We start from the raw sequence: 26,962 nt of genomic DNA, 5'->3' as shown, positions 1-26,962 counted from the left end.
AAAAAAATGTAATTTCACAGTGTCTGACGGTGATTACCGTAGTTGGTTTGTCCTCGTGCGCTGCCCAATCAGACCAGTCAGCGCTGAAGGATAATCAGACTATTGGACAACAAGGTGGATCGCACGATTCAGCACCTGAGGTTCGGCGTGGTGATTTTTCAGCCAAGTTTGTTCTTGGTGCTACGAGCGAATCAAGCTCCCGCATTTTAGTCACATGGCCTGAAGGACTTGCAATAAATCCAGCTGTAGCAAATTTGAGTCGAGTCTCAAAAGGTATAAAGCTCGGTGAGCTAGTTCAAATTCATCGCAAAGAAATCAAACCTGAAGAGGAAGAACGCCTAAAACTTTGGCAGGGAAGCCTTTCCAGTCCAGTTGATGGAGTTGTGAATTTTGATAAAAATAGCCTGACAATAAAATCTGAGGGCCTTAACTTGCAGGTTAGCTTGACCCCTATTCAGTATCTCCGCATTAGAGCAATTCCTTTCTCGGGGGTAGGGACCATAGATACGGTTTACGGGAAAAAGTCATTCCCGTGCTCAGCTTTATGGCAAGAAGGGTCTGCGTCAAGTTCTAGCGTGGGACAATCAGCTCTTTTTCAAGGAGTAAAGACTGAACTTATCAATTCACGGGGAGGTGGCTCATCAGGAGAGCCTTCCAGTCCAGGCAGTAATGGAGAAAATAAGAATGGTGGTGGGATTAAAAATAATGATCCGGGGATATCTCCTGGGACGCCGCCAGGAACTGGAGATGGCGAGCCCTCAGCACGGAAGTTACTCTGTAGGCTCCCTTCTAATATTGAATCTGCAGCAGGCCTGCCCGGATCGTTGACGGTAACCTCAACAGTGGTAAAAGATGTCTTGATGGCCCCAACCTCAGCTCTGGGGCGTGATGAAAAAAATGGTTATTATGTTGTAAAAATTGATGAGCCAAATCGACGCATTCCTGTTGAACTTGGGCCAACTGATGGAGTGAGACAAGTCATTAAAGGCCCGCTCCGCGCAGGAATAAAATTGATTTCACAAAATAATGACTAGCCCTCTAGCAGCTCAACTGACGTCAGTGAGCATGGTCTATTCTACAAATGTAGGCGAGGTTCGCGCACTAAATGAAATTAGTATCAGTTTCAATAAAAGCGAATCGTTAGCAATCGTAGGTCGATCGGGATGCGGTAAGTCAACTCTCATATCGATACTTGCGTTGGTGCGCTCGCCTACCAGTGGATCAGTTATCATTGACGGCGCTTCCATGGAATCTGCGCCTGAGGCTGTGAAGGCCCAAATGCGAAGTGAAAAGATTGGAATCATCTTTCAGGCATTTCATCTTGATGGGGCCTCGACTGCTGTTGAAAATGTGATGTTGCCCTGGCTCTTCTCTCGTAGAAAAACATCTAAGAAAATAGCACGTCTTCGTGCTGTGGAGTTGCTAGATCGGTGCGGGCTTGGCGATCTCGTAGATAGGCGACCTCGAGAGATGTCCGGTGGGCAACGACAGCGAGTGGCAATTGCACGTTCTCTGATGAATGACCCCGCGCTGCTGATCGCTGACGAACCTACGGGGTCGCTGGATGAGGATACTGCAGAAATGATTGCTCGAACGCTTACCGCAGTTCCTAAGGATAGCAATACCAGCGTGGTTATCGTGACACACGATCGTGATGTAGCGGCTATGGCTGATCGAAGTATCCGACTAGCAAAGGGTTGTATCGAGGGTGAGATATCGTGACTATTGTCCGTATTCTTGCTTATAGCATGCGCTCAGTTCGTAGAAATCTGGGCAGATCTTCGTTGCAGGTAGTAATGATCATGTTTGCTGTGTTGATTTTCTTGATCGTCACTGGATTTTCTCGCGCTTCAACTCAAACGCTTGATTCGGCCGTAGTCAACTCATTTGGGGAAGAAGGCGCCTACCGACTGACGCTCAACGGTCCTATTCCAGTGCCTCGTAAGGAACTAACAGAGACCGTCATGGCATCTTTAGCTCCTTATCATCAGACATCACTTAGAATTATTTCTAAGTCGGGTCCGCTTCCAATAAGCTGCCCGGGGGGGCAAGATCTGGGCCAGCGCACTCTTGTCTCCGTTCAAGATTCTGATGGTAAACCCTGGCTTCCAGCGGGAACCTCTGGCCCAGGGCAGAGTGAGTGGTGCCTTGGTGGGCTTGTTCAGTCTACGGCTGATGTAGCTATTCCAGCTGAAAAAGACACTGCAGTTTGGGGACGAGAAACCTTGTTTGTTCCCTCTTCAATCCTTGAATCAAGCCGCACTCTTAATAATCAGGATCATCCCACTGAATATCTGATTACCATTCCGGAAAAAAACGATATTAGTGTACCTTTGAGCGCGGCTTTTGCTCACGGTTTGGCTCCATCGTTACTGCCTTCTGGATTTGATCCACGTGCCGTGATCTCTGTGACTCATATTGACTCAGGGCAACAGATCCGGGATGCTGCGGGCGGGGTTGCTCGAGTTTACTCAGTCATAGGCTGGGCTGTTCTTGCGCTTGGTGGTCTAGGTATTCTTATCGCACAGTTAATCATTCTGCGTGATAAATCTTGGCTCTTCGGGCTTAGCCGTGCATTGGGTGCAAACCCGCGCCATGTCGCAGCAATGGTGATTTGTGAAGTCGTAGTCGTGGTTGTTTCTGGGGTAGGTGCGGGGCTAGTAGTGGCAGCTGCGTTCGGACCCACAGTGGCAACATATGCCCGTAATTCTTTAGGTTTTACGTTCAATCTCTTGGACTGGTCGCTCGTTCCTCAACTTACTGCAGGAACTTTGATGGTCATGGTTCTAGGTGCTGTTTACCCAAGTGTTAAAGCAGCCCTTACAGATCCCATGGATGTTATAGAGAGTGGCGGTCGGTGACATACGTCGTTGGCGAATGTCACCGGCCGATCTGCTCCGGCAAGGCCAGTGGCGACCCCCTATCACCTGACTCATGCCATGTGAGCTGATTTCGATATCCCCATCCAGGTGATTTCTGACCGCCAGCAGATCCAGGTCGTTCCGGCCGGTAAAGATGATCAGGCCAGGGTCGGTGAATGTAACATCACGCATGTCGAGGTCTTGAGGGTGGCTGCGGTGATGGATGAACTGCCCTTGGCATGGGCGCCGCATGTGGTCGGGGTGAAGTGCTAGGTCGTCAATACATACATCCAAGATGAGGGCGTTATTGACAGGATTTCTATCCCTTAAGGAGAATCTGAAATCTGCAGGCAAAGGGCTTATTCGGCGGACCTTTTACTCCAGGTCTCAGCGTTTCGTAGATGACACTTTCACTCATCTAATCCGATGGTGGAGTTCGGCACCTTACGCTTCATCCATGCATTCCATAGAAACAAGGTTATAATACCGATTAATCCTGATGAAATCAAAACCCAAAAGATATCAAAAAAGTCAACGCCAAACAGTAGCCATTCCGGAATCGTCCAAGAGATGACGCATGATGCAACTGTGAGGCTCAGGAGGAGTGGCGAGGCGAAAACTGAAATAAAAGGGATCCTCATAAGCTGAAAGCCTACGAATCCTAATGCGCTAGCTGTAAGAAGTGCAAGCAGTAGCACTACGGTGGCGCGCTGATCGATGTCGGCTAATAATCCTTTAAATGTTAGCCTAGTCGTACTCCATGTTGCAATCCATATGTTGAAACATCCAGTAAGATACCAGCTTCTACACATGTTATTTAGAGGTTGTTGTCGGTTCATGGTTTGTGACGAGCCTCGCCTTGAATTCACGGGGGATGTCAGAAATGGTACCGCATCGGCCGCCGTTCAGAGATTTTTGAGTCTTCTAACTCAACGATCTCAAGGTGGTCGATGTTTTTATGTGTACGACATGCCCACGGAGTTGCAGTTGATGTTTTTGTCGCGCACTGATTGGCGCTTTAAATACCTCGTGGATAACACCCTTGGGCTGTTATCCACGAGCGATTAGACGTAGGTGGCGTAGTTCCGGTTCGCTGTGTTGTCCGTGAGTGGTGTTAGTAACGAACGTGGTCAATCAGTAGCTTTGGGTGTTGGTGAATTCTAGTTGGGTGCCAGAGTGGGGAGGCTTGCGGCGGATGATGACCTGTATTCCGGGCGGGTATCCGATGAGCAGGTACTTGCTGGCGATGAGGTCGGTGAGCTCCACTACGGCGGTGCCCATCGGGCACCGCTCCATCAGCGTGGCAGGCGACTTCCAGGCGCTCTGGGGCAGAGTGTGCAACTGACGGGTTGGCCGAGCAGCGGGGTCACCGGCCGATCTGCTCCGGCAAGGCCCGTGACCACACCCCCACCAGGAACTCCTCGTCAGTGTGGGTGACCACCCTGGTCCATCCGCGCCGCGTCAGCGCTTCTCCGAGGTCTCGATGGGCCTGTGCTCCGGGGAGGGTGTAGTCCTCCCCGAGAGGTCGCCAATGCACTCCCACCACATCTGCGTCGGGCGCTGCGACGGTGTCGATGAGCTGGTATGTCTCTTCCCGAGTTGGTTCGTCCAAGTAATACAGCACTTCGGACAGCACGATCAGGTCGGGGACGCCCAGCCCCTCAGGGTGGGCCGGGAGCGCCGACACTGCGCAGTGCACGTGCGGGCGTCCCGCCGTACGGGCCGTCGTCAACGCCACTGCTCGTTGGCACGCATCGGTGGCCACGACCTGACCGCACCGATCTGCGAGTCGATCCACTAGGTGGCCTGTCCCACACGCGGCTTCCCAACCCAGCCGGTAGCGTTCTCGCCGCAGGCAGGACAGCACCACGGCGATCTTGCGCCGCTCATACCAGCTGGATCCCACCTCCCACGGATCCGGATTAGCGGTGTACATCGCTTCAAAATCGGGCAGCCGGCCCGTCATCCCGCCCATCAGTCACACCCCGGAAGGCACCGCGGAACCGTCCAACACCGCCCGAACCTGCGCCTCGTCCACCTCAGCCAGATCGGCATGACGCCATTGTGGACGCCGATCCTTGTCCACCAACTGAGCCCGAACTCCCTCATGGAAATCAGGCTCGTCCAGGATCGACCGCACGATCAACTGATCTTGGTCCAAGACGGCATCGACATCCGCGAGACGCTGCGCTTCCCGCAAGGACGCCAACGCCAATGTCACCGCGAACGGCGACCGGCCCTCGATCATCTGCGCCGCCTCTTGAGCCGCCGGGAGCGGATGCGCCCGCAGTCGATCCAGGATCAGCGCCGCGTCATCACCGACGTAACATTCGTCGATCCATGAGCGGGCCTCACTGAGCGCGCTCTGCGGGGCGAAGGCCGACGCGTCGAGACCTAACTCGGTCAGGGTCGGGGGAGGGCCGTCGACACAGCGTTCCACCACCTGCGCGAACTCAGCGGAGGGTACGACGGCATCGGCCAGTCCAGCGTGCACGGCGTCCGCACCGGAAATCGTCACCCCAGTCATCACCAGATGCGCACCGACCTGTCCGGGCGCTGAAGCCAGCACGTGGCGGATGCCCACATCTGGGAAGAAACCGATGCCCGTCTCTGGCATCGCGACCTTCGCCGCCGGATCAACTAACCGGACCGTGCCATGCGCGGACATCCCGAGGCCGCCACCCATGGTGACTCCCTCCATGAACGCGACGTACGGCTTGGGGAATCGGGCAATCAGCCGGTTGACCTCATATTCCACGGTGAAGAACTCCGCTGCCCGATCCCGTTCGGCGCCACCAGCTAACGCACCGCGGCGAGCAGCGACCACGTCCCCGCCCGCGCACAAGGCGCGACCGCCCGTGCCGGTGATGGCGACGGCACCGACCGTGTCGTCATCCCGCCACGCGGTCAGCTGCGCCCGCAGCGAACGCACCATGTCCAACGTCAAGGCGTTCAACGCCCGGGGACGGTCCAGGACGATCAGCGCGAGCCGTCCCCGCCGGGCATATCGCACGTCAGCGCAGTCCACCAGGCCAGCGTCGAGCTGCCACGATGTCAGATCCATGCCCTCAGCCTAGGCGGATCTGCCGCAGCGCCAGACGCCATCCCCCACCAGGAGGGCCACTGCCCCGAGTGCGAAAACGATTCCATCCCAAGAGATTCGATGAGCCGACTGTCGCCGTCACGGGTGCAGACACCGTGATGGTTCGCTAGCGTCGAGGTCAAACCAGACGGTGTACCGCAGCCAGGGCGATACGCCGGAACCTAGTCGAGCAGGAAGAAGAGCCACGGTGAGTGAACGCGACCCCGTTGACGGCGGTATCGACATCGACATGACCGTCAACATCACGCCGGACCCAACCGGTGCGGATAGCGCCCTCGGCGACCTCGATCCCGACTCGCCGACAGCGACCAGCCAGGCCGCCCGCCCCTCCGGTGAAGGACAACGCAGCGTGCGGATCCCGCACGCAGTGGAATCCGTCCCCACGATCCGCGACATCCTCCTCGACGACTTGGTCGCCCGCGCTGTCCCCGACATCCTCATCGAAGAGGTGCAAACCGTCGCTTCGGAACTCGTCGCTAACGCCATCAAACACGCCAAACCCCTCGGTGATGGCTGCGTGCGGATCCGCTGGAAAGTCAAAGGTGGCACCGTCGAAGTCGAAGTCAGCGACGGCGGATCAGGGGCGACCATCCGACCTGTGCCTCCGTCTCCGTGGGCCAACAGTGGCCGTGGCCTGCGAATCGTGCGCAGCCTCGCCCACGAATGGGGTGTCCAAGATGACAAGAACGGCCGCACGGTGTGGGCAGCCTTGGGTGGTCCATCCCGGCGCCGACGGCTGTGACCGTCCCAGGCGCCGTACGTCGGTGGGTATGGCCGTTCCTACCGGAACGGGAAATCCCAGGCCGTTAAGGTAAATCCCATGGGTAAGGCATCGCGTAAGAAGCGTCAGGCCGCAGCAGCGGAAGGTTTACACCCGGTCAAGGTCGCCCCGGCGCCCTTCGTGGCCCGACCTTTCCACGGTCTGCCCGGAGAAACCGACTGGGTGGCGATGCGGGAAATTGTCCCCGCAGCAGGGGCGAAGGTCACCCTGCGTCCAGAGGCTCCAGCGATCGCCGAACTGGGCCTCTCCGCAGCGGACCTGCCCGCGCAGGTGACAGTGTGCACGGTGCTACCCATGGCCTGGCCAGCGTTGCGTCGCGTCGACGGCGAGCTCATGGTCGCTTTGCAAACGGTCCAGACAACCGGGGACGCTTCACGGGATGTCGCGCAGGCGATGTTGGCGGCGATTGCGACTGCCCCGGGTTCACCGGTCACCGTGGTCCACGCCCCGACCGCGCAGACCCCCAGGTTGCAAGACCTGCTCGACCTGGACGCCGACTTTGACGTCACCGTCCACGACGACTTCGGCTTCTGGGTCGCCCCCGAGGTCGAATTGGACGCCGAAGGCCAAGCCTCCCTGGAACAGGCCAACGCCGCGATCGTCCCCACCGTCAAACTCGCTGGCGTCGACTCGGCGTACTGGTGCCGCATCGGGGAACGCACCCACATCCGGTGGATCCTGCCCTACGACGAGGACGCTGCCACCGACGCACTGGCCCGACTCCACGCCGCTGGTGACGACCTCCTCGGGGAGGGCACTCGACTGCTCGGCGCATTCCGTGCCGATGGGCTGCTCTGCCCCGTATGGGACCTTGACCCCCAAGCTGAGGCTGCCGACTACGAGCAGCCGATGGCGGCACTGGCAGCACGGTTCACTGCGGCGCTCGCGGTGACCGAGCCGTTGACGGTGGAGCAGCGGCGTGCGAAGAACGGCTTGTTGAGTCGTCAGTTGACCTTGCGGTGATCATCCGGAGGTGATCGTTGCCCCTGACATGAGGTCGGGTTGCAGACAGTAGGGCCGGTCGCGCTGAGCGCGTGACCGGCCCTCAGTCGTGTGGGGGAGGGCGAATGTCGGTGGTTCGTCGTACGTCGGTGCTGGTCCTGGTCTTGTAGACGAGTTTGCTGCGCGGGAGGACACCCCTGCTCTACGATTCCTGTCTATTCCGTGAAATTATCTAGGGGTGCTGCCGGTGCATCGGACGGGGCCAGGACCAGAGGCCCACGGTCGGCGACGACCACGCCTGGGCACTCGACGACGACGCAACGACGCAACAAGGCAAGGATTGTCATGTCGACTTCTCTGACCAGCATGTTCTGCTACCAATGTGAGCAGACCGCCCACGGTACCGGATGCGTGACCAAAGGCATCTGCGGCAAATCCCCGGCCACCTCGGCCGCCCAGGACCAACTCACCTACGAATGCCTCCGGTTGGCCGCCGCGATTCAGGACCGTCCCGGCGGTGCTGTCAGCGCCACCGAGCAGGAGATTGTCCTGCTGATGGAAGGTCTCTTCACCACCATCACCAACGTCAGCTTCGGCGTTGACGCCTCCGCCGACTTCGCTGCCCGCATCGACCAGACCCGCCGTACCTTCGACACCACCGCTGAACGCACCCTTGAGGCCATCACCGGACCCGACACGATCTTCGGTCAGGACGGCGCCGCTGGATCCTGCCGCAGCCTGCTCATCCTGGGTCTGCGGGGCATGGCCGCGTACGCCCACCACGCCTACGTCCTGGGCTACCGCGACGGCAAAGTCGACCAGTGGCTCGTCCACGGCCTCGCCGAAGCCAGCAAGAACCACGACGTTCCCACCTGGCTGCAACTGCTCCACGACTTCGGCATGGCCAACTTCGCCTGTATGGAACTGCTCGACCGGGCCAACACCAGCAGCTACGGCAACCCCATCCCCACCAACGTCACCATGGACGTCGCACCAGGCCCATTCATCGTCGTCACCGGCCACGACCTGCACGACATGAAAATGCTGCTCGAACAGTGCGAACCCGAAGGGGTGGCCGTCTACACCCACGGTGAGATGCTCCCCGGGCACGCCTACCCCGAGCTGAAGAAATACTCCTGCCTGAAAGGCAACTTCGGCACCGCCTGGCAAAACCAGCAGAAAGAATTCAAAGGCGTCCCCGCCGCATTCCTCTTCACCACCAACTGCTTGATGCCACCCCGGTTCAGCTACCAGTCCAACATCTTCACCACCTCCGTCGTGGAATACCCCGACGTCGCCCACATCCCTGCGGACGCCAACGGCTGGAAAGATTTCTCGCCCGTCATCGCCCGCGCTAAAGAACTTGGTGGCTACGACGACACCCGGCATTTCACCGGCATCAACGGCGGCTCGACCCTGACCACCGGCTTCGGCCATGACGCTGTCCTCGGTGCCGCTGACCAGGTCGTCGGCGCTATCAAGGGTGGCGCCCTCAACCACATTTACCTCGTCGGGGGCTGCGACGGAAGGGAGCCCGGCCGTGACTACTTCACCCACCTGGTGGAGCAGACCCCCGCTGACAGCCTCATCCTGACCCTGGCCTGCGGCAAATACCGCTTCAACGACCTCGACCTGGGCCAGATCGGGCCGTTCCCGCGGATCATGGATATGGGCCAGTGCAATGACGCCTACTCCGCAGTGAAAGTCGCCGTCGCTCTCGCTGAGGTCTTCGAATGCGGCATCAACGATCTGCCGCTCACCCTGGTGCTTTCCTGGTACGAGCAGAAAGCAGTGTGCGTGCTGCTGTCCCTGCTCGCCTTAGGTGTCAAAGACATCTACCTCGGCCCGACACTGCCAGCGTTCGTCTCCCCAGAAGTGTTTGAGGTCCTCGTCCAAGAATTCGGTCTGCGCGCCACTAGCACCCCGGAGAAAGACCTGGCCGCCATGGCCGCCGTCTGATCTGAATCCGTCACTCCCACACCGTCCCCTTCGGGACACCGCTGGCCGGTCCAGGCGGGCATACCGCCGCCCGGACCGGCCTGTCGGAACCGGAGTTCACCCAGTCGCTGATGCTGACTGAGATGAGGAACTGATCTGTGGGTTGGTGGTGGTCGGGACCGTAGAGACATCCTCGACAACCCTCGTCGTATCGCCATTCAATGACGACGCGAGCGGCACCCGCACCGTCAACGCCCCTCGACGTACCGTCGACGTCAACACTGATCCTTGACCGACCGGGTCCCCATCAAGCTGCACCTCTTGCGGATGATCCAACACCACCCGCACTGTCGTGCACCGGCGATGTTCCACCCGGGAATGACCTTTACGCTGTTTCGTCAGCACCCGCGCGGCCACTCCAGCCCACCCGACGATCCCCTGCGGGGATAACAACAGGGCGTCCAACGCGCCGTCGTCGACACTCGCCCCCGGCAGCAATTCGACCCCGCCCTGCAATCGGCCGCAATTCCCGATGATCGCCGTCCTGATCTGTCGATGCTGCGGTGCGTCGTCATCGAACGACAACGTCGCCCCAAACCGTGGCCCATACAGATTCCGCGCCCCCGACACCAGGTACGCCGCCCACCCGACCCGTGCCTTCAAATCCTCCGGGGCCTGCACCATCACATCTGCGTCAAAACCCACCCCCGCCATCACCAGGAACAGATGCTCCTGTCCCTCAGATCCTGACGGCTCGTCCGCAGCAGCAGCACTCCCTGACTCCGGCGACCTGTCACCTTCCGGCGACCCGTCACCAGTCGGCAACCCGTCACCAGTCGGTGCGGGATCGCCGCTCTGCGAGTCAATGTGCAAGACCCCCACGTCGACTTTCCGGTCATGCCCGGTCAAGGCGATCCGCAGCGACCACTCAAGATCCTCCAGCGGCAAGTCCAAATTGCGGGCTAACAAATTGCCGGTCCCGCCAGGCAACAACCCCAACGGCATCTGCGTACCCACCAACGCTGTGGCCACCGCCCGGACAGTCCCGTCCCCGCCCAATGCACACACCACATCCACGCCCTGCTCGACCGCCAGGCGAGCCTGCGGCGTACCCGTCTCCTCCGGCGTGGTCTCCAGGATCAACGGGTCATCCCAGCCCTGCTCCTCGCTGACCCGACGCAACACCTCCACCACCGGAGCCATGTCGTCGAACTTTGTCGGGTTCACCACCACCGCAGCTCGCTGACGTGGTCCATCACCAGCATGATCCCGTGTCACCGCAATCAACTCCTCACCACGTCGACGACCCCACCGAGTGCGCCCTCCTAGCATCCGCCGACGCCGCCGCCGCGCAGCCAACGACCTCGCCGGACGAGCCGCCCTCGCAGGCCTCGTCGAGGATCGGCGCCCACCTGCCTGCTGCGCGCCCTGCCGTCTCCTGCGGGAAAGTACGCCGAAAACCAAGAGAGCCAGTGCTATTGCGCCCACCATCAGAAATGCCAGTACCACGGCAAGGTCGGACGCATGATTCACCTCATGAGATTAGCCGCTGCTGGTCATCGGTCTGCCGCCGCCTAGGCCCCTCGCGCGTCACCACCATGCCCCCCTCGCCCCATCCGCCTGGGATCTGACCCCACCCGCGCCGATTAACGGCCAGTCACCACCAGCACCGTGGGGATATGTGCTGGCCTGTCTGCACCTGCGACCGATACGCTGACATGCGTGATCGACATCAAATTGCTGCGTGACGACCCGGAGGCCGTACGAAAGTCTCAACAGGCCCGAGGGGAGGACGTCGGTCTCGTCGACGCGATCCTCGATGCCGACAAGCACCGCCGTGAAGCGCTCGCAGAGTTTGAGCAGCGCCGCGCCGAGCAGAAGATCACCAGCAAAGACGTCGGCGCCGCCATGGGTCGTCTGCAAGCTGCGAAGAAGAGTGGCCAGTCCGCGCAGGATGTCGCCCGCCTCGAAGGTGAAGCCAACGAAGCTCGTCGCTTCGCTGGAGACCTGTCCAACCGGGTCAAAGCGTTGGAGGCAGAAGCCGCTGAGGCCGACAAACAGCTCAACGCGCTGTTACGCCGGGTCGGCAATGTGATCATCGACGGTGTCCCCGTCGGTGGCGAGGATGATTACGTCGTCCTGGAGGAGCACGGTACGCCGCGTGATTTCGCCGCGGAAGGTTTTGCCCCGAAGGACCACCTGGAAATTTTGGAAGGACTGGGCGCCGTCGACATGGGTCGTGGCGTGAAAGTCGCCGAGTCGCGGTTTTATTACCTGGTCGGGCAGGGAGCCCGGCTGGAGTCAGCGTTGATGAATCTGGCCTTATCTCAGGCTTACGACAACGGGTTCACTCAGCTCGCCGTACCAACGCTGGTCAACCGGCCCACGATGGCTGGTGCCGGATTCATCGATGCCCATGAAGAGGAGGTCTATCTGCTGCGTGATGATGACCTTTTCCTGACGGGGACCTCTGAGGTCGCCTTGGCCGGATTCCACACCGACGAAATCATCGACCTGTCCGGTGGGCCCAAACGGTATTGCGCCCAGTCGACGTGTTACCGCCGGGAGGCGGGAAGCTACGGCAAAGACACCCGCGGCGTGATCCGGGTGCACCAGTTCCAGAAAATCGAAATGTTCATCTACTGCCGTCCTGAGGACGCACAAGCCGAGCACCAGCGGTTGCTGCGCCACGAACGAGACATGCTCGACCTGATGGAAATCCCCTACCGGGTCATTGATGTCGCTGCGGGCGACCTGGGTGGCCCAGCGGCCCGGAAGTATGACTGTGAGGGGTGGGTGCCCACCCAAGGCAAATACCGCGAGCTCACGTCGACCTCGAACTGCACGACGTACCAGGCACGCCGGTTGGCGATCCGTGAGAAACGTGACAGCCGCACCGAAATCGTCGCCACGTTGAACGGGACGTTGGCGACCTCACCGCGATGGTTGGTTGCGCTGGTGGAAAACCATCAGCAGGCGGATGGTTCGGTGCGGATCCCGGCCGCATTACAACCCTTCATGGGCGCAGATGTGCTCGTCCCCGGCGCTCGGTGAGGGGTCGCCGCCGGTGAGGTTGTCGCCGGTCTGATGCATCCCGATGCTCAGGCTCTCAGCTGTCCTGTCGAGTGGGAGGTGAGAGAGGGGGACCGGTGACGGGTAACGGGCGTCTGTGGTGCACCGCTGCGGTGACGTGGGGGGTGGCTGCGGTGATGGGAATGGGCGTGGCGGTGTTTGCGCCCCAGCTATTGCCCCAAGTTGGGCCGAGTGTGGCTGTGGCGCAACCCGCCCCGTCAGGGTCCCCGAGTGTTCGTCGAGTCGGAGTGCTCGGTGCCCCGGTCGGAGCGCGATCGGTGGCAGCCGATGAAGAACCCGGGGCCCGACAGCGGGCCGCTGACCAGGCCGCAGAATATGCGCGTTCCCGAGGATGGCGCACCGGAATCGCCGTCATCGACGTGACCACCGGGGATCGGACGTACGCCGGGGACGCGTGGGGTCTGTACCGCACCGAGTCCGGAGTGAAGCTGCTCATCGCCGCCCGCCTCCTCGCGGAAGGTCACTTGGATGGCAGGACAGAGCCGATGGCACGTCGGATGATCACCCTGTCTGACGACGACGCCGCCAACTCCTTGTACGCCGCTGCCGGCGGTGATGGCGTCCAGACCTGGGCTGCTGCTCGCTACCGAATTTCCCGGTTTGGGACGCCACCGGTGTCAGGGCCCGGAGTGTGGGGGAGTACCCAGGTCACTCCGGCAGGAATGGCAGCCTTCCTCGCCGCGGTGAAGAACGATCAGCGGGTCGGTCCGTGGCTGACCGATGCGATGTCCGAGATGACGGTGGTTGCCGCGGATGGCACCAATCAGATCTTCGGGTTGCGCGCCGCTGATCCTGGAGCGGTCGTCAAACAAGGCTGGGGTGGAGACGACGTCGCTTCCGGCCACGTTGAAGGAACCCCCAGCGTCGGATACGTCGACCGCGGCCGATATGCCGTGGCGATCTACACCACCCGACTCCCAGAGACCCCTCTGGCACAAGCCCAATCCGTGATCAGTGCGCAAGCCAAACTGTTGATGCCTCATGGAAGGATGCCGACGCGCTGACTCTGGTGCGGTTACGCTCGGCACCATGCGCACGGGACAGCGGTGGGTGGGGCGCGGAGCAGAAGCCGTGCGGGTGTTTTTTGACGTCGACGATCCGTGGACTAGACCCGGACCGACCCGCGCTGAATGCCGCTTCGATGTCTGGGTCGCGGTGTTGTTTTACCTGCTGGCTGCGCTGTCATTAGAAGTAGCTCGTAGCATGTCGATGCTGACCACAGTGTCGGTGCCCATCTGGGCGCAACATGCTGTCACCGCTTCAGCGGTGATCCCCCTGGTATGGCGCCGTCGATTTCCCGTCACCGTCATGGTCATCTTGCAACTTCACCTGCTGGTGGTGAGCGTGTGGCTCCCGATGATCGCCCAACAGTGGATCATGCTGGTCGTCTATTTTCTGGCCCTCGTCACCGGGATGGCCTGGGCTCAAGACCGCTGGGCACTCCTCTGGGCAGTGCTGGCCTCTTTGACCATGATGTTCGGTGGGACCGTGTGGTCATTCGCGCTGGGACAAGCCTGGGAACAGATCACTTCAAACTTTTCCGCAGTCCGGCAACCACAGGGACTGTTTAGCTTCGCCACCGCCACTACTCTGCTCGTCCTGATGGTCAACGGGGCGTTCTTCGGTGGTGCGCTGATCTGGGGACGCAGCAACTGGCGTGGCGCTCGCCGGCTGGCGGTCATGCAAGCGCAAGCCGTCACCATCGAGAAACAGGCAGAAGATTTACGGCGGCGCGCCGTGGTGGAGGAACGGCTGCGCATCGCCCGAGAATTACATGACGTCGTCGCCCACCACGTCTCGGTGATGGGGGTGCAGGCAGCGGGAGCGCGACGGGTGCTGACCAGAGATGTCGACGCAGCAGCGACGGCACTGTCAGCGGTGGAAAGTTCCTCCCGCCAAGCGGTCCAAGAGTTGAGGAACCTGCTGGGGACACTGCGGGATGTGTCCTCGGGCACGGCCAGAGCCGACATGAGCGACCTGGTGGATCGGGCCCCAGAACCGGGATTACGCGATCTGCCTGCGCTGGTCGCGCAGTCCGTCCGGCCCGGGTTCACTCCGACGTACACGCTGGTCGAAGACACCCCTGGCGCCTTGGACACGGTAGGTGCGCCCTTGTCGCTCTCCGCGTACCGGATCGTGCAGGAAGCGTTGTCCAATGTGGCAAAACATTCCACGGCGAAGCGTGCCACGGTCGTGGTCCGGGTGCGTCGCCACGGCAGCTCCGGAATCTCGCCGTACGTCGAGGTGGAGGTCGTCGACGACGGGAGCCCGTGCGGGGCGACTACTGGCACTGGGTTGGGCCTGGTCGGGATGCGGGAACGGGTCACTTCTCACAGCGGGCAGTTAGATGTCGGTCCCCGCCTGTCGGGGGGTTTTCGAGTGCGGGCCCGATTCCCACTGGAACCTCAGCTCGTTCCGACGGCACTCACGGCCGACCCGGCAAGGATGGCATGACCATGCAGCAGATGATCACTGGACCAGAGCAGACGTTGCGGGTGTTGTTGGTCGATGACCAGCAACTGGTGCGGTCCGGTTTTGCGTTGATCCTGTCGGTGGAAGATGACATCGACGTTGTCGGATCCGTCGCGGACGGTGCCCAAGCGGTGGAAGCAGCGCGGCGACTCCGACCAGATGTGATCCTCATGGATGTGCAGATGCCTGTCCTTGACGGGATTGCGGCGACCGCGCAGATCACCGAGGAAGACCTCTCGAAGGTCATCATCTTGACCACTTTTGACCGAGATGACTATCTCTTCGATGCCTTGCAAGCTGGCGCCAGCGGGTTCCTGCTGAAGAATGCTGACCCGGAGCATCTCGTCGACGCCGTCCGGGCCGTCGGGCAGGGGCATGCCTTGCTAGCACCGGAAGTGACCAGGCGGGTCATTGCCAGGATGACAGCCCGCGCTGACGACGGGCCGCGAATCCCGATCCAGCTGTCCCATGCGATGTCCCCAGCCGGGCGCCGCGTGTCCCTTTCCGGTGCGTCGGGACAGCCAGATCCCGGGGATGCTGCCCGGCACGGCTCAGCCGATCGGTTGTCGCTGCTGACCGACCGGGAACGTGAGGTGCTCCGGCTCGTCGCCAGAGGGATGAGCAACGCGGAGATCGCCACCACGTTGTTCCTCGGTGAAGCCACCGTCAAAACCCATGTCAGCAACTGCCTGGCCAAACTGAGAGTTCGTGACCGCGTGCAGGCGGTCGTGGTCGCATATCAGGGCGGACTCGTCCGGTCCTGAGATCGCCGTTCGGCTCCCCCTTGAGTCGGAGAAGACCGGAGAGACGACCCCTTCGGATCGCTGTCGTTCCCCCGCCGGATCCCTCCCAAGAGGGATCCGCAATCGGAGGTGCGGCCTCTAGCGTGATTCCTCTAGCGGAGCGTGAGAAGTGCCTCCGCCGAGGGAGGACGATGATGATTGAGCTCGAGGGGTTGACGCGGCGATTCGGCGATTTCACCGCGGTCGACGATCTCAGTCTGACCGTGCCAGAGGGCACCCTGGTCGGTTTTGTCGGAGCGAACGGCGCCGGAAAGACCACCACTATGCGCATGACGATGGGGGTGCTCGCCGCCCATGCCGGGCAGGTGCGTTGGCAAGGCCGACCCATCACCGCTGCTGACCGGCGGCGCTTTGGATATATGCCCGAAGAGCGAGGGCTCTATCCCAAACAGAAGGTCAGCGATCAGCTGATTTATTTAGCGAGGTTGCATGGCATGCCGGTCGGGGCAGCCCGTCGTGCGGTCACGGAACACCTCGACCGTTTTGGCCTGGCTGATCGCGCTAAGGACCATGTGGAAAAACTGTCCCTCGGCAATCAGCAACGGGTGCAGATCATCGCGGCGATGCTCGCCGACCCCATCGCGCTGATCCTGGACGAGCCGTTCTCTGGGTTGGATCCGATTGCCGTCGACGCGATGGTCGGGTTGCTGCGTGAGCACACCAAACGGGGAGTGCCGGTGCTGTTTTCCAGCCACCAACTCGACCTGGTTGAGCGTCTCTGCGACCAGGTTGTGGTGCTCTCCCATGGCCGGGTCGTGGCCAGCGGCGTTGTCGCAGACCTGCGGGCTCAAGCCACCACCCGGCACCGCCTCGTCGTCGACCATGACGCCGGCTGGATCAGAGACGTCCCGGGGATCGCCGTGGAGGATGTGGATGGTCCTCGCGCGTTGCTGCAGATTCAGGGGTCTGGCGCGGAACATGCTCTGCTCAGCGAAGCCCTCCGACGAGGCACCATCATCGAATTCGGTGCAGTCGTCCCCACCCTCTCCGAGATCTACCGCGAGGTGACCGCATGAGCGCCCCCATTGATCCCACCTCGGCCGACCGCCCCACCGAAGCTGCCAGTGACGCCGCTCGCCACCAGCTGGCCTGGCCACTGGTGGCGATGCGTGAGATCCACGTTCGACTCACCGACCGGAATTTCCTCATTGCCACCGCCATGACCACCGCTGTCCTCATCGGGATCATGGTCCTGCAGGGGTGGCTCGCCGACCGGGGTGACCACCACACGATGGTCGTCAGCAGCACCCAGGGCAAAGAACTCGCTGAAGCGGTCAGCACGGAAGTCCACCGCGCCAACGACAAAAACACGCTGACGGTCCGGCAGGTCAGTGACGCTTCCGCTGCACACGCTGCCCTCCGTGATGGCACCGCAGACACCTACCTGCATCACCAAGACCGCGGATGGACTCTCACCACCAAAGATGGCGCCGCATCCCAGCAGATCAGCGCTGCCACCGCCGACCTCGTGCGCACTCGGGCACTCACCGATAACGCCACCAAAGCCGGGACCACCGTGGAAGCCCTCACCGCAGGAAGCGCTCTGGCCCAAGACCATCTCGACGGGTCGCAATCAGCTCCGTTGATCCAGCTGATCGCTGGTTATGTCCTGGCGATGCTGTTTTACTTCGTCAGCCTGATGTTTGGGGTGGCGATCGCGCAGAGCGTGGTCGAAGAAAAACAGTCCCGCATCGTTGAGATCATCGCCAGCGCGGTGTCGCTGCGTCAGTTGCTTTTCGGCAAAGTCATCGGCAATACCGCCCTGGCCTTGGCTCAGATGGGTTTGTTCGTGGTGACCGGCCTGGTGGGTCTGCAGTTCACGCCGTACTCGGCTGTCCTCGCCTCGGTCGGTGGCCCGGTTGGCTGGTTTGTGGGGTTCTTCCTCGTCGGGTTCGTCGCCCTGGCCTGCTTGTGGGCTGTCGCAGGGTCCCTGGCGAGTCGGGTCGAAGATCTCCAAGCCACGCAGCAACCCCTGTTGCTGTTGGTGATGCTGGCCTTTTTTGGCGGGATGTTCAGCAGCGGCACTGTGCAGGTCGCGCTGTCCTTCGTGCCGATCTCTTCCGCAGTGACCATGCCGATCCGGTTGCTGGCTGGTCCGGTCCCGATCTGGCAGCCGCTGATCGCTTTGGCCAGCAATCTCGCCTTCGCTGCGGTGAGTGTGTACGTCGCTGAGCGGCTGTACCGTCGCAGCATCCTGGCGTCCGGGGGGCGCGTCGGGTGGCGTCAGGCCTGGTCTGCCGCCGACTGAGTCGGCAGTCGGTCCGGGGCGAAGAGATCCGATCCGCCCCGGACCGGTCGATAGGTCGACGACTGTTCGTCCGCGCGATGCCGGGGCGACATGCCCGGTCGGTGGCGGACACAGTACGGTCGCAGAGGTCGACCGACGACACAGACTGACGACAGCCGCCAACACCCTGGCCGTCAGGGGGACGAGGAGTGGGACGCCACCTGGTCGCCCGGGCACACCGGGCCGCAGGTCAGCGCAGCGGACGGGGCGCCGGCGGCGAGGAGGACATGATGGGTAGGACTGGGCACAGCATCACCGTGGGACATGACGGCCGGAGTGACACTGCGGAGCGCGCCGAGCTGATAGCTCGCACTGATCGGCCGTACTGCCCGACGGTGCTGCCTACCGCGACGGGACGACACCTCGTTGCCCTCGACATTGACGGCACCATCCTGCGTCATGACGGCACATTGTCACCGCGGGTTTCTCGGGCAGTGCGGTCCTGCGTCAGCGCCGGTCATGAGGTGGTCATTGCCACGGGACGTTCACTCCTGGCAGCTATCCCGGTGGTGCGCAAGCTGGGTTTACGGCGTGGCTATCTGGTCTGCAGCAATGGTGCGGTCCTCGCTGAGATCGACCCGCAACGTCCGCTGGGGGCGAGGCTGCTGCTCACTCACACCTTTGATGCGGCCCCCGCGTTGACTCGGTTGCGGGATGCCTGGCCGGGCGCGCAGATCGCTGTCGAGGAGGTCGGTGTGGGTTTCAAGGTGAGCGCGCCGTTCGCACCGGGGGAGCTCGACGGCCGTATCAGGGTGGTCGATTGGGATGAACTGGTGGCTGGCCCGGCCACTCGGGTCACGTTCCGTAGCGATACCGGCACCGCGCAGGACTTCATCACGCTGGCCTCCCGGCTGGGCTTGCATGGGGTGAATTATGCGGTGGGATTCACCGCATGGCTGGATATCGCCCCGGACGGCGTGAGCAAGGCGTCAGCGCTGCAGGAGGTACGTCGTCGCTTAGGGATCAACGATCGACGTACGGTCGCCGCCGGTGACCAACGCAACGATCTGGAAATGCTGGCCTGGGCGCAGTGCGGAGTGGCGATGGGCAATGCGCCAGCTGAGGTGCGCGCTGCGGCGGATTACGTCACTGGCACGGTCGATGAGGACGGATTGGTGCGTGTCTTGCGGGCGGTGCCCTCCGCGCGTGCGCGCCGACGCTGCGCCTGAGGCGTCATAGCCGGCCATGGACACCTGTCCGTATTGGACGTCCAGAATGTTTTTATTGCCGACGCTGTCATTCTTATCGGTCGTCCGAAGATGAGTTCTCGCCTGGGTAAATGTCGGCGACAAAGCTCGGCGTCAACGAAATTCGAGCAGTATGACGACTCTCTTCCGAGAGTCCTACATGACCGTTCTTCCGGGTCGATTGAAAGGGTGCAATCGCCCCTACACCTCTGACGCACAGAAAGGAGGATCGTGCTCATTTCAGCTGCTACCGGCCCCGCCGTCGGGGAGGGTACGCCGACGGTGGCCGACCCTATCTTCGCCAATCATCTGCGAATCGCCGATTTTGCGGCCGCGCTGTCTCAGCGACTCCTCGCCGAGACGCGGACCAACAGCGAAGCGCCCGACGACGAATATTTGCGAGGTTATGCCCGCGCAATGTCCGATTTCTCCGAAGCCCTCACTGCGGGGGACATGTGTCCCGGAGGGATGTTCTGCCCAGAAAAACAGGCCAGCTGAGCCTCAGATCGACGACCGCCGAGCCAGGCTCCTCTACACCTGGCGCCCCACCTGGTCATCTGCCGAAGCGCCCACCCCCTATGTGGGCGCTTCGGCATGTGTGCTGACTGTCCGGGGCGTACCGCGTCCTCGACGTGCCGTCGTGCGGCCTAGTCAGCGCTGCTGACGGTGGTAGGGGATGGGATGATGGAATTGCCATGAGCGATGACCTCTTCATTTCCAGTCCTGCTAATCCCCGCTTGAAGTCCTTGGTGGCGTTACGCCGTCGCCGAGTGCGTGACCTCCAGGGCCTGACGTTGTTAGAAGGTTTGGCCGAGACGGGATTGGCGGTGGCGGCCGGGGTGCGCCCCCAATGCGTGTATTGGTGTCCCGAGTTGGCGGGGGAGTTGGCCGCGACGGAGACGTTGATCTCGCTGGTCGCTCAGGGAGGTGGCCAGGTGGTGCGCTTGTCCCGGCAGGCGTTCGAGAAGGTCGCCTATCGGGAGGGCCCGGATGGGGTGCTGGCGGTGGTGTCGACGCCGGGCAGAGCTTTGGCGGAATTGGCCTTGCCGGAATCGCCGTTGGTGCTGATCGCTCAAGGGGTGGAGAAGCCGGGCAACTTGGGGGCGATGCTGCGCACTGCTGATGCGGCGGGGGTGGCTGCGGTGGTCTCGGCGGACCCGGTGACGGACTGGGGCAACCCCAACGTGGTGCGCTCCAGCAAGGGAGCGGTGTTTTCGGTGCCAGTGGCGGCGGCGTCGTGGCCTGACGTGTCCGCGTGGGCGAGCGACCGAGGGCTGGCACTGGTGGCGACGACGCCGGAGACGCAGGTGGGTTATGCGCAGGTGGATTACACCGGTGGGGTGGCGTTGATGGTGGGCGCGGAGAAGACAGGTCTGACCCCTGAGGCATTGGCGGCAGCGCATCATCGGGTCCGTATTCCGATGTCGGGGCGGGTGGATTCCTTGAATGTGGCGACGTCTGCGGCAATTGTGTTGTATGAGGCCGTACGGCAGCGTTCTGTGACTTCTGGGGCAGATGTTTCCGGAGTGATTCAGTAAAGCTAGTGTGATTGCCTGGGAGTGGCTCTCAATGCCCTGGCATCGTCAGTCGACCACCCATTCAGCGAGCTTCCCTTTTAATACGCTAAACCCTTCTGCTCCAGGCGTTTTCCGGCAGGCGTGGGGGCTATGCCACCATGAACCCATGCGAGTCGATCATGTGTCCTATGCCGCTGAGAAGGATGGGGTGCGGGCGACCGCCGACCGCCTTGCGGCGCAGCTCGGTGTCCGAGCGGTCAACGGCGGGGTCCACCCGAGTTTTGGGACCCGCAATGTCATCCTGCCGATGGCCCACGAGCGATACGTCGAGGTGGTGGAACCCCTAGACCACCCGGCAACTGACAAAGCCCCCTTCGGGCAGGCCGTCAAAACCGCCTGCGAAGCCGGTGGCGGCTGGATGGGTTGGGTCGTCCGAGTCGAGGACATCGCCGCGGTAGAGCAGCGCCTTGACCGGGCCTCTGACGAAGGCCACCGGGTCTTCCCGGACGGGCGACGGCTCGACTGGCGTCAGATCGGTGTCCACGGCTTGATCAACGACCCCCAATTGCCCTACTTCATTCACTTCCTCAACCCGGAGCTGCACCCGTCCCGCGCAGTCGAGGTGGAGCCTGAGGTCAACATCAGCGGTCTGACTCTGGCTGGCGACCCGGCCCGGGTGCGCGAATGGTTGGGGCTGCCCGCAGACAAGACCTCCACCGTGATCGACTTCTCGTTCATCGCGCCCAAGGGCAACGCGGGTCTGCTCTCGGTCACCTTCGATACTCCAGCCGGACAGATCACCATCTGATCCAGGACCGCCCGCGGGCAGGGGTGAGGCAGCCACCGAACTCGGGTGGCAGCTCGCCCCTGCCGCGGTCCGATTTCTCTTCGGTCAGAGGGTTGCTGGGGTGACCCTCGGCTGAGAACGGCTGGGCTTACACCCCGGTGATACGGCAGAAGCTGTCGTAATGGTCGCCGGTGTAATACCACTGCGGTGGGGCCGTCGCCGGATCACCGCCGGTGACAATCCGTCGCTGCGCCCGATGCTTCGCCCCAGGAGTAGGGACGGTGTATTCGCGGTAGTACCCACGCGGATGGGCAGGGAGGCGCCCCTCATGGTTACCAAACGTGACCCCGTCATTCCGCGGATGCGGGAACGGACCACCGGCACGGATCAACTCCGCCGTACGGCGTGCTTCTTCCGGCAGTGAAGCTAATTCGCAGCTCTTCGGCTCACCAGGAGCAGCCGAGGAGCCAGTGCGGCCCGGTGCATCGGAGGCGCTGGGCTTCCCAGCCGCACCGGTCGAACTGCGAGCGCTCCCGGCCGCAGCTCGACTACTCGCGGTGCTTCCCGGCTGTACCAGTGGGGCACTGCTGTCCTTCCACGGCTGCGCGATGAGCACCACCGCGATGGCGAGGACCACTAGCAGCGGTGCCCAGATTTTACGCGCGGCCGCCCACGGACCCCGGGACATTGAGAACTGACGGTCACCCACGGTTTTCTGTCCTTGATCGGGAAGAGGATGCACCCGGCGGGAGTGCCCTGTCATCAAAATCGGGGCTGACCGGGAAAAGCACCGTTTCAAAGGCGAAACCGGCAGTGGCCAGATCGCCACTGGCATCAGCGAGCACCTGACATATCACCGTCCACAGATGCGGAGCAGCTGCGGCAAAAGAGTCAGGTCCGTGCCAACACAACAGCAAACGCTGGTGCTCAGGCCACCACTGCGGCAAGTCGCGCAAGGCATCAACGATCGCATCGACGTTGTGGTCGGCTGCGCCAGGCAGACGCAACGCCCCCGCCAAAGCAGGCAGCACGCGCGACCGTGACGTCAACGCGGCGCCGTCCAGATCTCGCAGCAGATACCCGTGGCGGCGCGCCGCCGCAGCAATGGCGTCATAGCGGTGTGCTGCGGCGGTCAAGACATGCTGACCGACCAGGTCAGGGACGACATCGGCGATGCCGGGCACAGAAGCAGTCATGGCCGGGGCGTCAGCTCAGTCGAGGTAGTCGTGGACCAGGCGCGGCGCCGCACCGACGTACGTCAGCGGGGTGAGACCCACCAGCCGGTCCTCAACGTCAGCAGGCAGCCCTAGCCCCCGAACGAACTCGACCAGTTCGTCCTGTCCGATCCGACGACCCCGGGTCAGCTCCTTCAACCGTTCGTAGGGATTTTCCATCCCGGTGACGCCTTGAGCACCCAGCGCCCGCATCGCCGACTGGATCGGCTCACCCAGCACTTCCCAGTTGGCGTCGAGGTCACGGGCCATGGCGGTCGGCACGGCATCGAGTCCGGCCAACCCGCGACCGACGTTATCCACCGCCAACAAGGAATGCCCCAGAGCGGTGCCGATATTGCGCTGCATGGACGAGTCGGTCAAGTCGCGTTGCAGCCTGCTGGTGACGAGCGTGGAGCCCAAGACGTCCAGCAGAGCGTTGGAGACCTCCACGTTAGCTTCGGCGTTCTCAAACCGAATCGGGTTGACCTTGTGCGGCATCGTCGACGACCCGACCGTGCCTTGACCCCGCACCTGCGCGAAATAGCCCAGCGAGATGTAGGTCCACATATCAGTGCACAGGTTGTGCACAATCCGATTGAAGCGGGCCACGTCGGCATAAATCTCGGCCTGCCAGTCATGTGACTCGATCTGTGTGGTCAAAGGATTCCAGGTCAAGCCCAAAACCTTCTCCACAAACCTGCGTGACACAGCCGGCCAGTTCGCATCGGGTACGGCGGCCAGATGAGCGCCGTAGGTACCCGTAGCGCCATTGAGTTTGCCGAGGTATTCGGCCCGATCAATCCGAGCGAGCTGACGACGCAACCGATGCGCAGTCACCGCCAACTCCTTGCCCATCGTGGTAGGTGTCGCAGGCTGGCCATGAGTGTGCGCCAGCAGCGGAACCTCCGCCAAGTCACGGGCCATCGTCGCTACCTGGTCGGCCAGAGCGGTCGCGGCGGGCAGCCACACCTCAGTGACAGCACCCTTGACCATCAAGGCATAAGAGAGGTTGTTGATGTCCTCGCTGGTGCAGCAAAAATGGATGAGCTCCGCCAGTCCAGGCTCCTCCGGGGTGATCTGGGCGAGGCGCCGCTTGAGGTAATACTCGACCGCTTTGACGTCATGGACGGTCTCGCGTTCGATGGCGGCCAGCTCAGCAACATCCTCCGCCGAGAAATCCTCGACAACAGCTCGCAGGGCTGCCTGCTCCTCACCGGTGAGGGCTCGTACGCCGGGAACGACCTGCTCAGTGGTGAGATGAATCAGCCATTCGACCTCGACGTGGACGCGCTCGCGGTTGAGCGCAGCCTCGGAAAGGTGATCCACCAGAGGTGCGACAGCGCCCCGGTAACGACCGTCGAGCGCGGTGAGGGCGATGGCGGGGGAGGCGTCAGCAAGTGAACCCATAGCGTCATCCTCCCATCGTCAGCCGACAACCCTGGCGCGGGTCAGCTCAGTGGACTCTGCTGACCACCGGAGATCGAAGCTCTTCCGCAGAGCTACGAGCTGCGGGGACGCTGGCTAAACACCGGACCAGCAAGGATGGCAGGGCTGTCGGCTCCAACGGCTCAAACAGAATCCGGCCGCCTTCCTGTACCCGCACAAACCCACCGTGGGGTGCGGCCACGAAATCACCGGCGATATCGCCGAGCTGCCGACCCTCACGATCCTCACGGGCGGCGCCGAAGAACCCGTGCGCGACGGTGCGCTCAGAGATTTTCTCCATCATCCGGTAGAGCCCCATCGGGAATCCCTCCCGGGCCATGGCTCGATCGATGGTGGCGGCAGGCACGGAACGGGTGGTCATCTCCGCGATCGATTGGAGTCCTTCAGCACGCACCGACAGCGTCGGGAAAGACCACGACGGGATCTGCGGCAGGAAGCCGGCCAACATCGTGCCGAGGCGGTCCCAAGGCGTCATGGTGATCCAGATCCCGGTCGGTGACTCAACCACCACGATGGGCCGGTCATCGCCGACGATGGCGGTAGCTGTCACCCGGGAGTCGAATTCGTCCCGATCTTCAGCGACCACATAGAGGAAAGCTGAACTGACTGTTGTCCGCAGAGTGGACACCAACGTGAGCAAGTGTCGAGTCCTGAGGGGCCCCCATCGCTGGGTCAACGCGTCAATGTCGTCCTCGACGCGACGGCCGGTCCGGCTGCGCGATGTGGACACCCCCACTGGCCCTGACGGCCCCAGATGCAACGGAAATGGCAGGGAGATGCCGTAATCCCACAGGACGTTCTCGAAGTCCTCGATCGACCACAACTCGTCACCCATGGGCCACCTTCTTCCAGGGGCTCTCGCCCGGTCGGACGACCGACCTGAAGAATGATGACATATCCACCAGGGACGAGTCGGGACAATCTGCCCGCAACGTGCCAGACCCCGCCCCTCTCTCAGCACCGGTGAGGCCTGTGGTGAACTCCGCTGCGCCAGTGACGAATGTGACGAGATGACGCAGCGGGGATTCACTCAGCGGTCCGCTAAGACTCCCTGGAGATGCACCACCACACCCCGGCACGCCTTCTCGACCTGGGCCAGGCATCGCTCGAAGTCTTCGGCGTTCCCGTAATACGGATCGTCTAGACCGATATCACCTGCCGCGCGAGCCTGCGGATCGTACCGACGCAACAGCTCGATCTCTACGTCGCCACCGGCATGTCGGGGACCCACCGGCACTCCAGCCTGATCTGCCCATCGTCGTAACTGACGAACATGCCCCTCATCAGCCGCGAGGATCAGGTCGTGGACGTCGAACCAGGCGAGGTCATACTCCCGAGCGACATGGGATGACCCGTCATACCCCGCTCGCGCTAACGCAGCCACCGCCCGAGGATCCGCACCGTCACCAGCGTGCCAGCCACCGGTTCCTGCCGAGTCCACCTCGACCAGGGCCGCTAAGCCAGCGTCGTCGAGCATCGAGCGGAGCACCACCTCTCCCATCGGGGAGCGGCAGATGTTGCCGGAGCACACCACACACACTCGGAACGGTCGCCTCCGCCCAGTGACAGCACCGTCCGATGAGATCTTGCTCACTGCGAGTCCGAGTCCTTCAACGCCGCAGCCATGTCAGTCAAGTTGACGCACAGTTCGAGGAACAACCGGGCCACCGTCACCTTCACGACACCCCAAAAGATGGCGCTGATGAACATCGTGGCGAGGATGGCTGTCGGAGCTGAATACGGAGCCGTATTCAGCAAATGCTGGAGCGCGGTGATGATATCGATGACTGCCCACATCACGACCACCCAGAACAACACCGGAGCTAACGCCCGGGTCGCTCGCGATGAGAAGGAAAAGTCGAGCATCGCGCCGAAACCGTCGTGATGTGCCGGTGCCGACGGCGTACCAAACTGTGGTGACTCGTGCCAGCCCCACTGCTGCCCACCTGGCTGAGCCCCTGGCGCAGTCTGTGCACCGGTCGGCGCACCCGGAACACCCTGCTGCGGATACCCGCCAAACTGAGGGGGCTGATAGCTGCTCTGCTGCGGGTATGACCCTGGAGCGGCATATCCGGCTTGCTGCGGATAGCTGCTCTGCTGGTAGCCCCCCATGGGTGCAGCTTGCTGACCGTACGGCGACGCCGCCTCACCCGGCTTCGGCGCCGCGGGAGCAGCTGGCGCTGATCCGCTCTGCGGTGTGCTCGTGGCGCGTGCCTGCTGCTCAGAGGGGACATTCAACCGCAGCGGCCCTGATTCGGCGTGACCAGGGGTCCCCCATCCGCCCGACGACGCGCTCTCATAACTCGTCTGAGGCTGAGCTCCCCATCCCGGATGCACCCCGGATTCGGCGTCTGCCGTCTCTGCCGCAGACGGTTGCGGCGCTGGCGCCGACTGGTGCGACTCCTCGGCCTCCGCAGCGGGGGTGGGGCTGGGCCCCGCAGGCACGCGCCCTTCAGGATGGGGCTGGTTGGGGTGGGCGCTCGAAGGCCCGCCGTGGCCCTGGCTGTCGCTCATCAGGGGTACCTCCTGGA

The 26,962-nt window shown here is 62.1% G+C and carries 26 protein-coding genes; 16 read left to right on the top strand and 10 right to left on the bottom strand.

Features of this window, described 5'->3' with window-relative positions:
* Positions 1-29 precede the first annotated feature (29 nt).
* The 3 genes from KEM60_RS01115 to KEM60_RS01105 are packed head-to-tail and all read left to right on the top strand — an operon-like array spanning position 30 to position 2,861.
* Positions 30-1,034: a hypothetical protein gene (locus tag KEM60_RS01115; protein ID WP_219105649.1), complete on the top strand. Its 1,005-nt coding sequence runs from the start codon at positions 30-32 to the stop codon at positions 1,032-1,034.
* 31 nt (positions 1,035-1,065) lie between these two features.
* On the top strand, positions 1,066-1,722 hold the full coding sequence (locus KEM60_RS01110; protein ID WP_255574146.1) for an ABC transporter ATP-binding protein: 657 nt from the start codon (positions 1,066-1,068) through the stop codon (positions 1,720-1,722).
* On the top strand, positions 1,719-2,861 hold the full coding sequence (locus KEM60_RS01105) for an FtsX-like permease family protein (RefSeq protein ID WP_219105647.1): 1,143 nt from the start codon (positions 1,719-1,721) through the stop codon (positions 2,859-2,861). Before KEM60_RS01110 ends, KEM60_RS01105 begins: the two co-directional genes overlap by 4 nt.
* A 1,134-nt stretch (positions 2,862-3,995) precedes the next feature.
* On the opposite strand, the gene KEM60_RS01100 is transcribed toward KEM60_RS01105, so the two are convergent.
* The 3 genes from KEM60_RS01100 to KEM60_RS01090 form a co-directional block, all read right to left on the bottom strand.
* Positions 3,996-4,142, bottom strand: a complete 147-nt coding sequence (locus KEM60_RS01100; RefSeq protein ID WP_219105646.1) for a hypothetical protein — start codon at positions 4,140-4,142, stop codon at positions 3,996-3,998.
* 85 nt (positions 4,143-4,227) lie between these two features.
* Positions 4,228-4,836 carry an SAM-dependent methyltransferase gene (locus tag KEM60_RS01095; protein WP_219105645.1) on the bottom strand — a complete coding sequence of 203 codons (609 nt, stop codon included), beginning with the start codon at positions 4,834-4,836 and terminating at the stop codon, positions 4,228-4,230.
* A gap of 3 nt (positions 4,837-4,839) precedes the next feature.
* The gene (locus KEM60_RS01090) at positions 4,840-5,925 is read right to left on the bottom strand and encodes an enoyl-CoA hydratase/isomerase family protein (RefSeq protein ID WP_219105644.1); all 1,086 of its coding nucleotides are present in this window, start codon (positions 5,923-5,925) and stop codon (positions 4,840-4,842) included.
* 226 nt (positions 5,926-6,151) lie between these two features.
* Between KEM60_RS01090 and KEM60_RS01085 the strand changes: the two genes are divergently transcribed.
* From KEM60_RS01085 to hcp, 3 genes are all read left to right on the top strand, one after another.
* Positions 6,152-6,706, top strand: coding sequence for an ATP-binding protein (locus tag KEM60_RS01085; RefSeq protein ID WP_370626247.1), 555 nt, complete (start codon positions 6,152-6,154; stop codon positions 6,704-6,706).
* Between the two features lie 78 nt (positions 6,707-6,784).
* On the top strand, positions 6,785-7,708 hold the full coding sequence (locus KEM60_RS01080) for a DUF5926 family protein (protein ID WP_219105643.1): 924 nt from the start codon (positions 6,785-6,787) through the stop codon (positions 7,706-7,708).
* A gap of 324 nt (positions 7,709-8,032) precedes the next feature.
* Positions 8,033-9,646, top strand: coding sequence for a hydroxylamine reductase (gene hcp, locus KEM60_RS01075; RefSeq protein ID WP_219105642.1), 1,614 nt, complete (start codon positions 8,033-8,035; stop codon positions 9,644-9,646).
* Between the two features lie 96 nt (positions 9,647-9,742).
* Here the strand turns inward: hcp and KEM60_RS01070 are convergent, their stop codons facing one another.
* Positions 9,743-10,903, bottom strand: coding sequence for a diacylglycerol kinase family protein (locus KEM60_RS01070; protein WP_255574105.1), 1,161 nt, complete (start codon positions 10,901-10,903; stop codon positions 9,743-9,745).
* 444 nt (positions 10,904-11,347) lie between these two features.
* Here KEM60_RS01070 and serS point away from each other — a divergent pair, with 444 nt between their 5' ends.
* From serS to KEM60_RS01020, 10 genes are all read left to right on the top strand, one after another.
* A complete protein-coding gene (gene serS, locus KEM60_RS01065) occupies positions 11,348-12,679 on the top strand; it encodes a serine--tRNA ligase (protein ID WP_219105640.1) in 1,332 nt (443 codons plus the stop codon).
* Positions 12,680-12,774: 95 nt separating this feature from the next.
* Entirely contained in the window at positions 12,775-13,722 is a 948-nt protein-coding gene (locus KEM60_RS01060) for a serine hydrolase (RefSeq protein WP_219105639.1), read from the top strand.
* Positions 13,723-13,747: 25 nt separating this feature from the next.
* Positions 13,748-15,172: a sensor histidine kinase gene (locus KEM60_RS01055; RefSeq protein ID WP_219105638.1), complete on the top strand. Its 1,425-nt coding sequence runs from the start codon at positions 13,748-13,750 to the stop codon at positions 15,170-15,172.
* Positions 15,169-15,954 carry a response regulator transcription factor gene (locus KEM60_RS01050; RefSeq protein ID WP_255574104.1) on the top strand — a complete coding sequence of 262 codons (786 nt, stop codon included), beginning with the start codon at positions 15,169-15,171 and terminating at the stop codon, positions 15,952-15,954. Before KEM60_RS01055 ends, KEM60_RS01050 begins: the two co-directional genes overlap by 4 nt.
* A 173-nt stretch (positions 15,955-16,127) precedes the next feature.
* A complete protein-coding gene (locus KEM60_RS01045; RefSeq protein WP_219105878.1) occupies positions 16,128-17,009 on the top strand; it encodes an ABC transporter ATP-binding protein in 882 nt (293 codons plus the stop codon).
* Positions 17,006-18,241: an ABC transporter permease gene (locus KEM60_RS01040; RefSeq protein WP_219105637.1), complete on the top strand. Its 1,236-nt coding sequence runs from the start codon at positions 17,006-17,008 to the stop codon at positions 18,239-18,241. The genes KEM60_RS01045 and KEM60_RS01040 overlap by 4 nt, the downstream gene beginning before the upstream one ends.
* Positions 18,242-18,507: 266 nt before the next feature.
* Positions 18,508-19,449 (top strand): HAD family hydrolase, encoded by a 942-nt coding sequence (locus KEM60_RS01035; protein ID WP_255574103.1) that lies wholly within the window; start codon positions 18,508-18,510, stop codon positions 19,447-19,449.
* A 249-nt stretch (positions 19,450-19,698) separates the two neighbouring features.
* A complete protein-coding gene (locus KEM60_RS01030; RefSeq protein WP_219105636.1) occupies positions 19,699-19,965 on the top strand; it encodes a hypothetical protein in 267 nt (88 codons plus the stop codon).
* A gap of 197 nt (positions 19,966-20,162) precedes the next feature.
* Positions 20,163-21,005: an RNA methyltransferase gene (locus KEM60_RS01025; protein WP_219105635.1), complete on the top strand. Its 843-nt coding sequence runs from the start codon at positions 20,163-20,165 to the stop codon at positions 21,003-21,005.
* 145 nt (positions 21,006-21,150) lie between these two features.
* Complete coding sequence (locus tag KEM60_RS01020) at positions 21,151-21,792, top strand: VOC family protein (protein ID WP_219105634.1); 642 nt, start codon at positions 21,151-21,153, stop codon at positions 21,790-21,792.
* 127 nt (positions 21,793-21,919) lie between these two features.
* On the opposite strand, the gene KEM60_RS01015 is transcribed toward KEM60_RS01020, so the two are convergent.
* From KEM60_RS01015 to KEM60_RS00990, 6 genes are all read right to left on the bottom strand, one after another.
* Positions 21,920-22,480: a ribonuclease domain-containing protein gene (locus KEM60_RS01015; RefSeq protein ID WP_255574101.1), complete on the bottom strand. Its 561-nt coding sequence runs from the start codon at positions 22,478-22,480 to the stop codon at positions 21,920-21,922.
* Positions 22,473-22,967 (bottom strand): barstar family protein, encoded by a 495-nt coding sequence (locus KEM60_RS01010; protein WP_219105633.1) that lies wholly within the window; start codon positions 22,965-22,967, stop codon positions 22,473-22,475. Before KEM60_RS01010 ends, KEM60_RS01015 begins: the two co-directional genes overlap by 8 nt.
* 15 nt (positions 22,968-22,982) lie before the next feature.
* Positions 22,983-24,392, bottom strand: coding sequence for an adenylosuccinate lyase (gene purB / locus KEM60_RS01005; protein WP_219105632.1), 1,410 nt, complete (start codon positions 24,390-24,392; stop codon positions 22,983-22,985).
* Between the two features lie 46 nt (positions 24,393-24,438).
* Complete coding sequence (locus KEM60_RS01000) at positions 24,439-25,266, bottom strand: ESX secretion-associated protein EspG (RefSeq protein ID WP_219105631.1); 828 nt, start codon at positions 25,264-25,266, stop codon at positions 24,439-24,441.
* Between the two features lie 195 nt (positions 25,267-25,461).
* Positions 25,462-26,025, bottom strand: a complete 564-nt coding sequence (locus KEM60_RS00995; protein WP_255574100.1) for a low molecular weight protein-tyrosine-phosphatase — start codon at positions 26,023-26,025, stop codon at positions 25,462-25,464.
* A complete protein-coding gene (locus tag KEM60_RS00990) occupies positions 26,022-26,945 on the bottom strand; it encodes a DUF4282 domain-containing protein (RefSeq protein WP_219105630.1) in 924 nt (307 codons plus the stop codon). Before KEM60_RS00990 ends, KEM60_RS00995 begins: the two co-directional genes overlap by 4 nt.
* Positions 26,946-26,962: the final 17 nt, after the last annotated feature.

The organism is Austwickia sp. TVS 96-490-7B (assembly GCF_019331795.1).
Classification (GTDB): domain Bacteria; phylum Actinomycetota; class Actinomycetes; order Actinomycetales; family Dermatophilaceae; genus Austwickia.
Note: the sequence above shows the minus strand (reverse complement) of the source record. Positions and strands in the feature narration are given on the sequence as shown.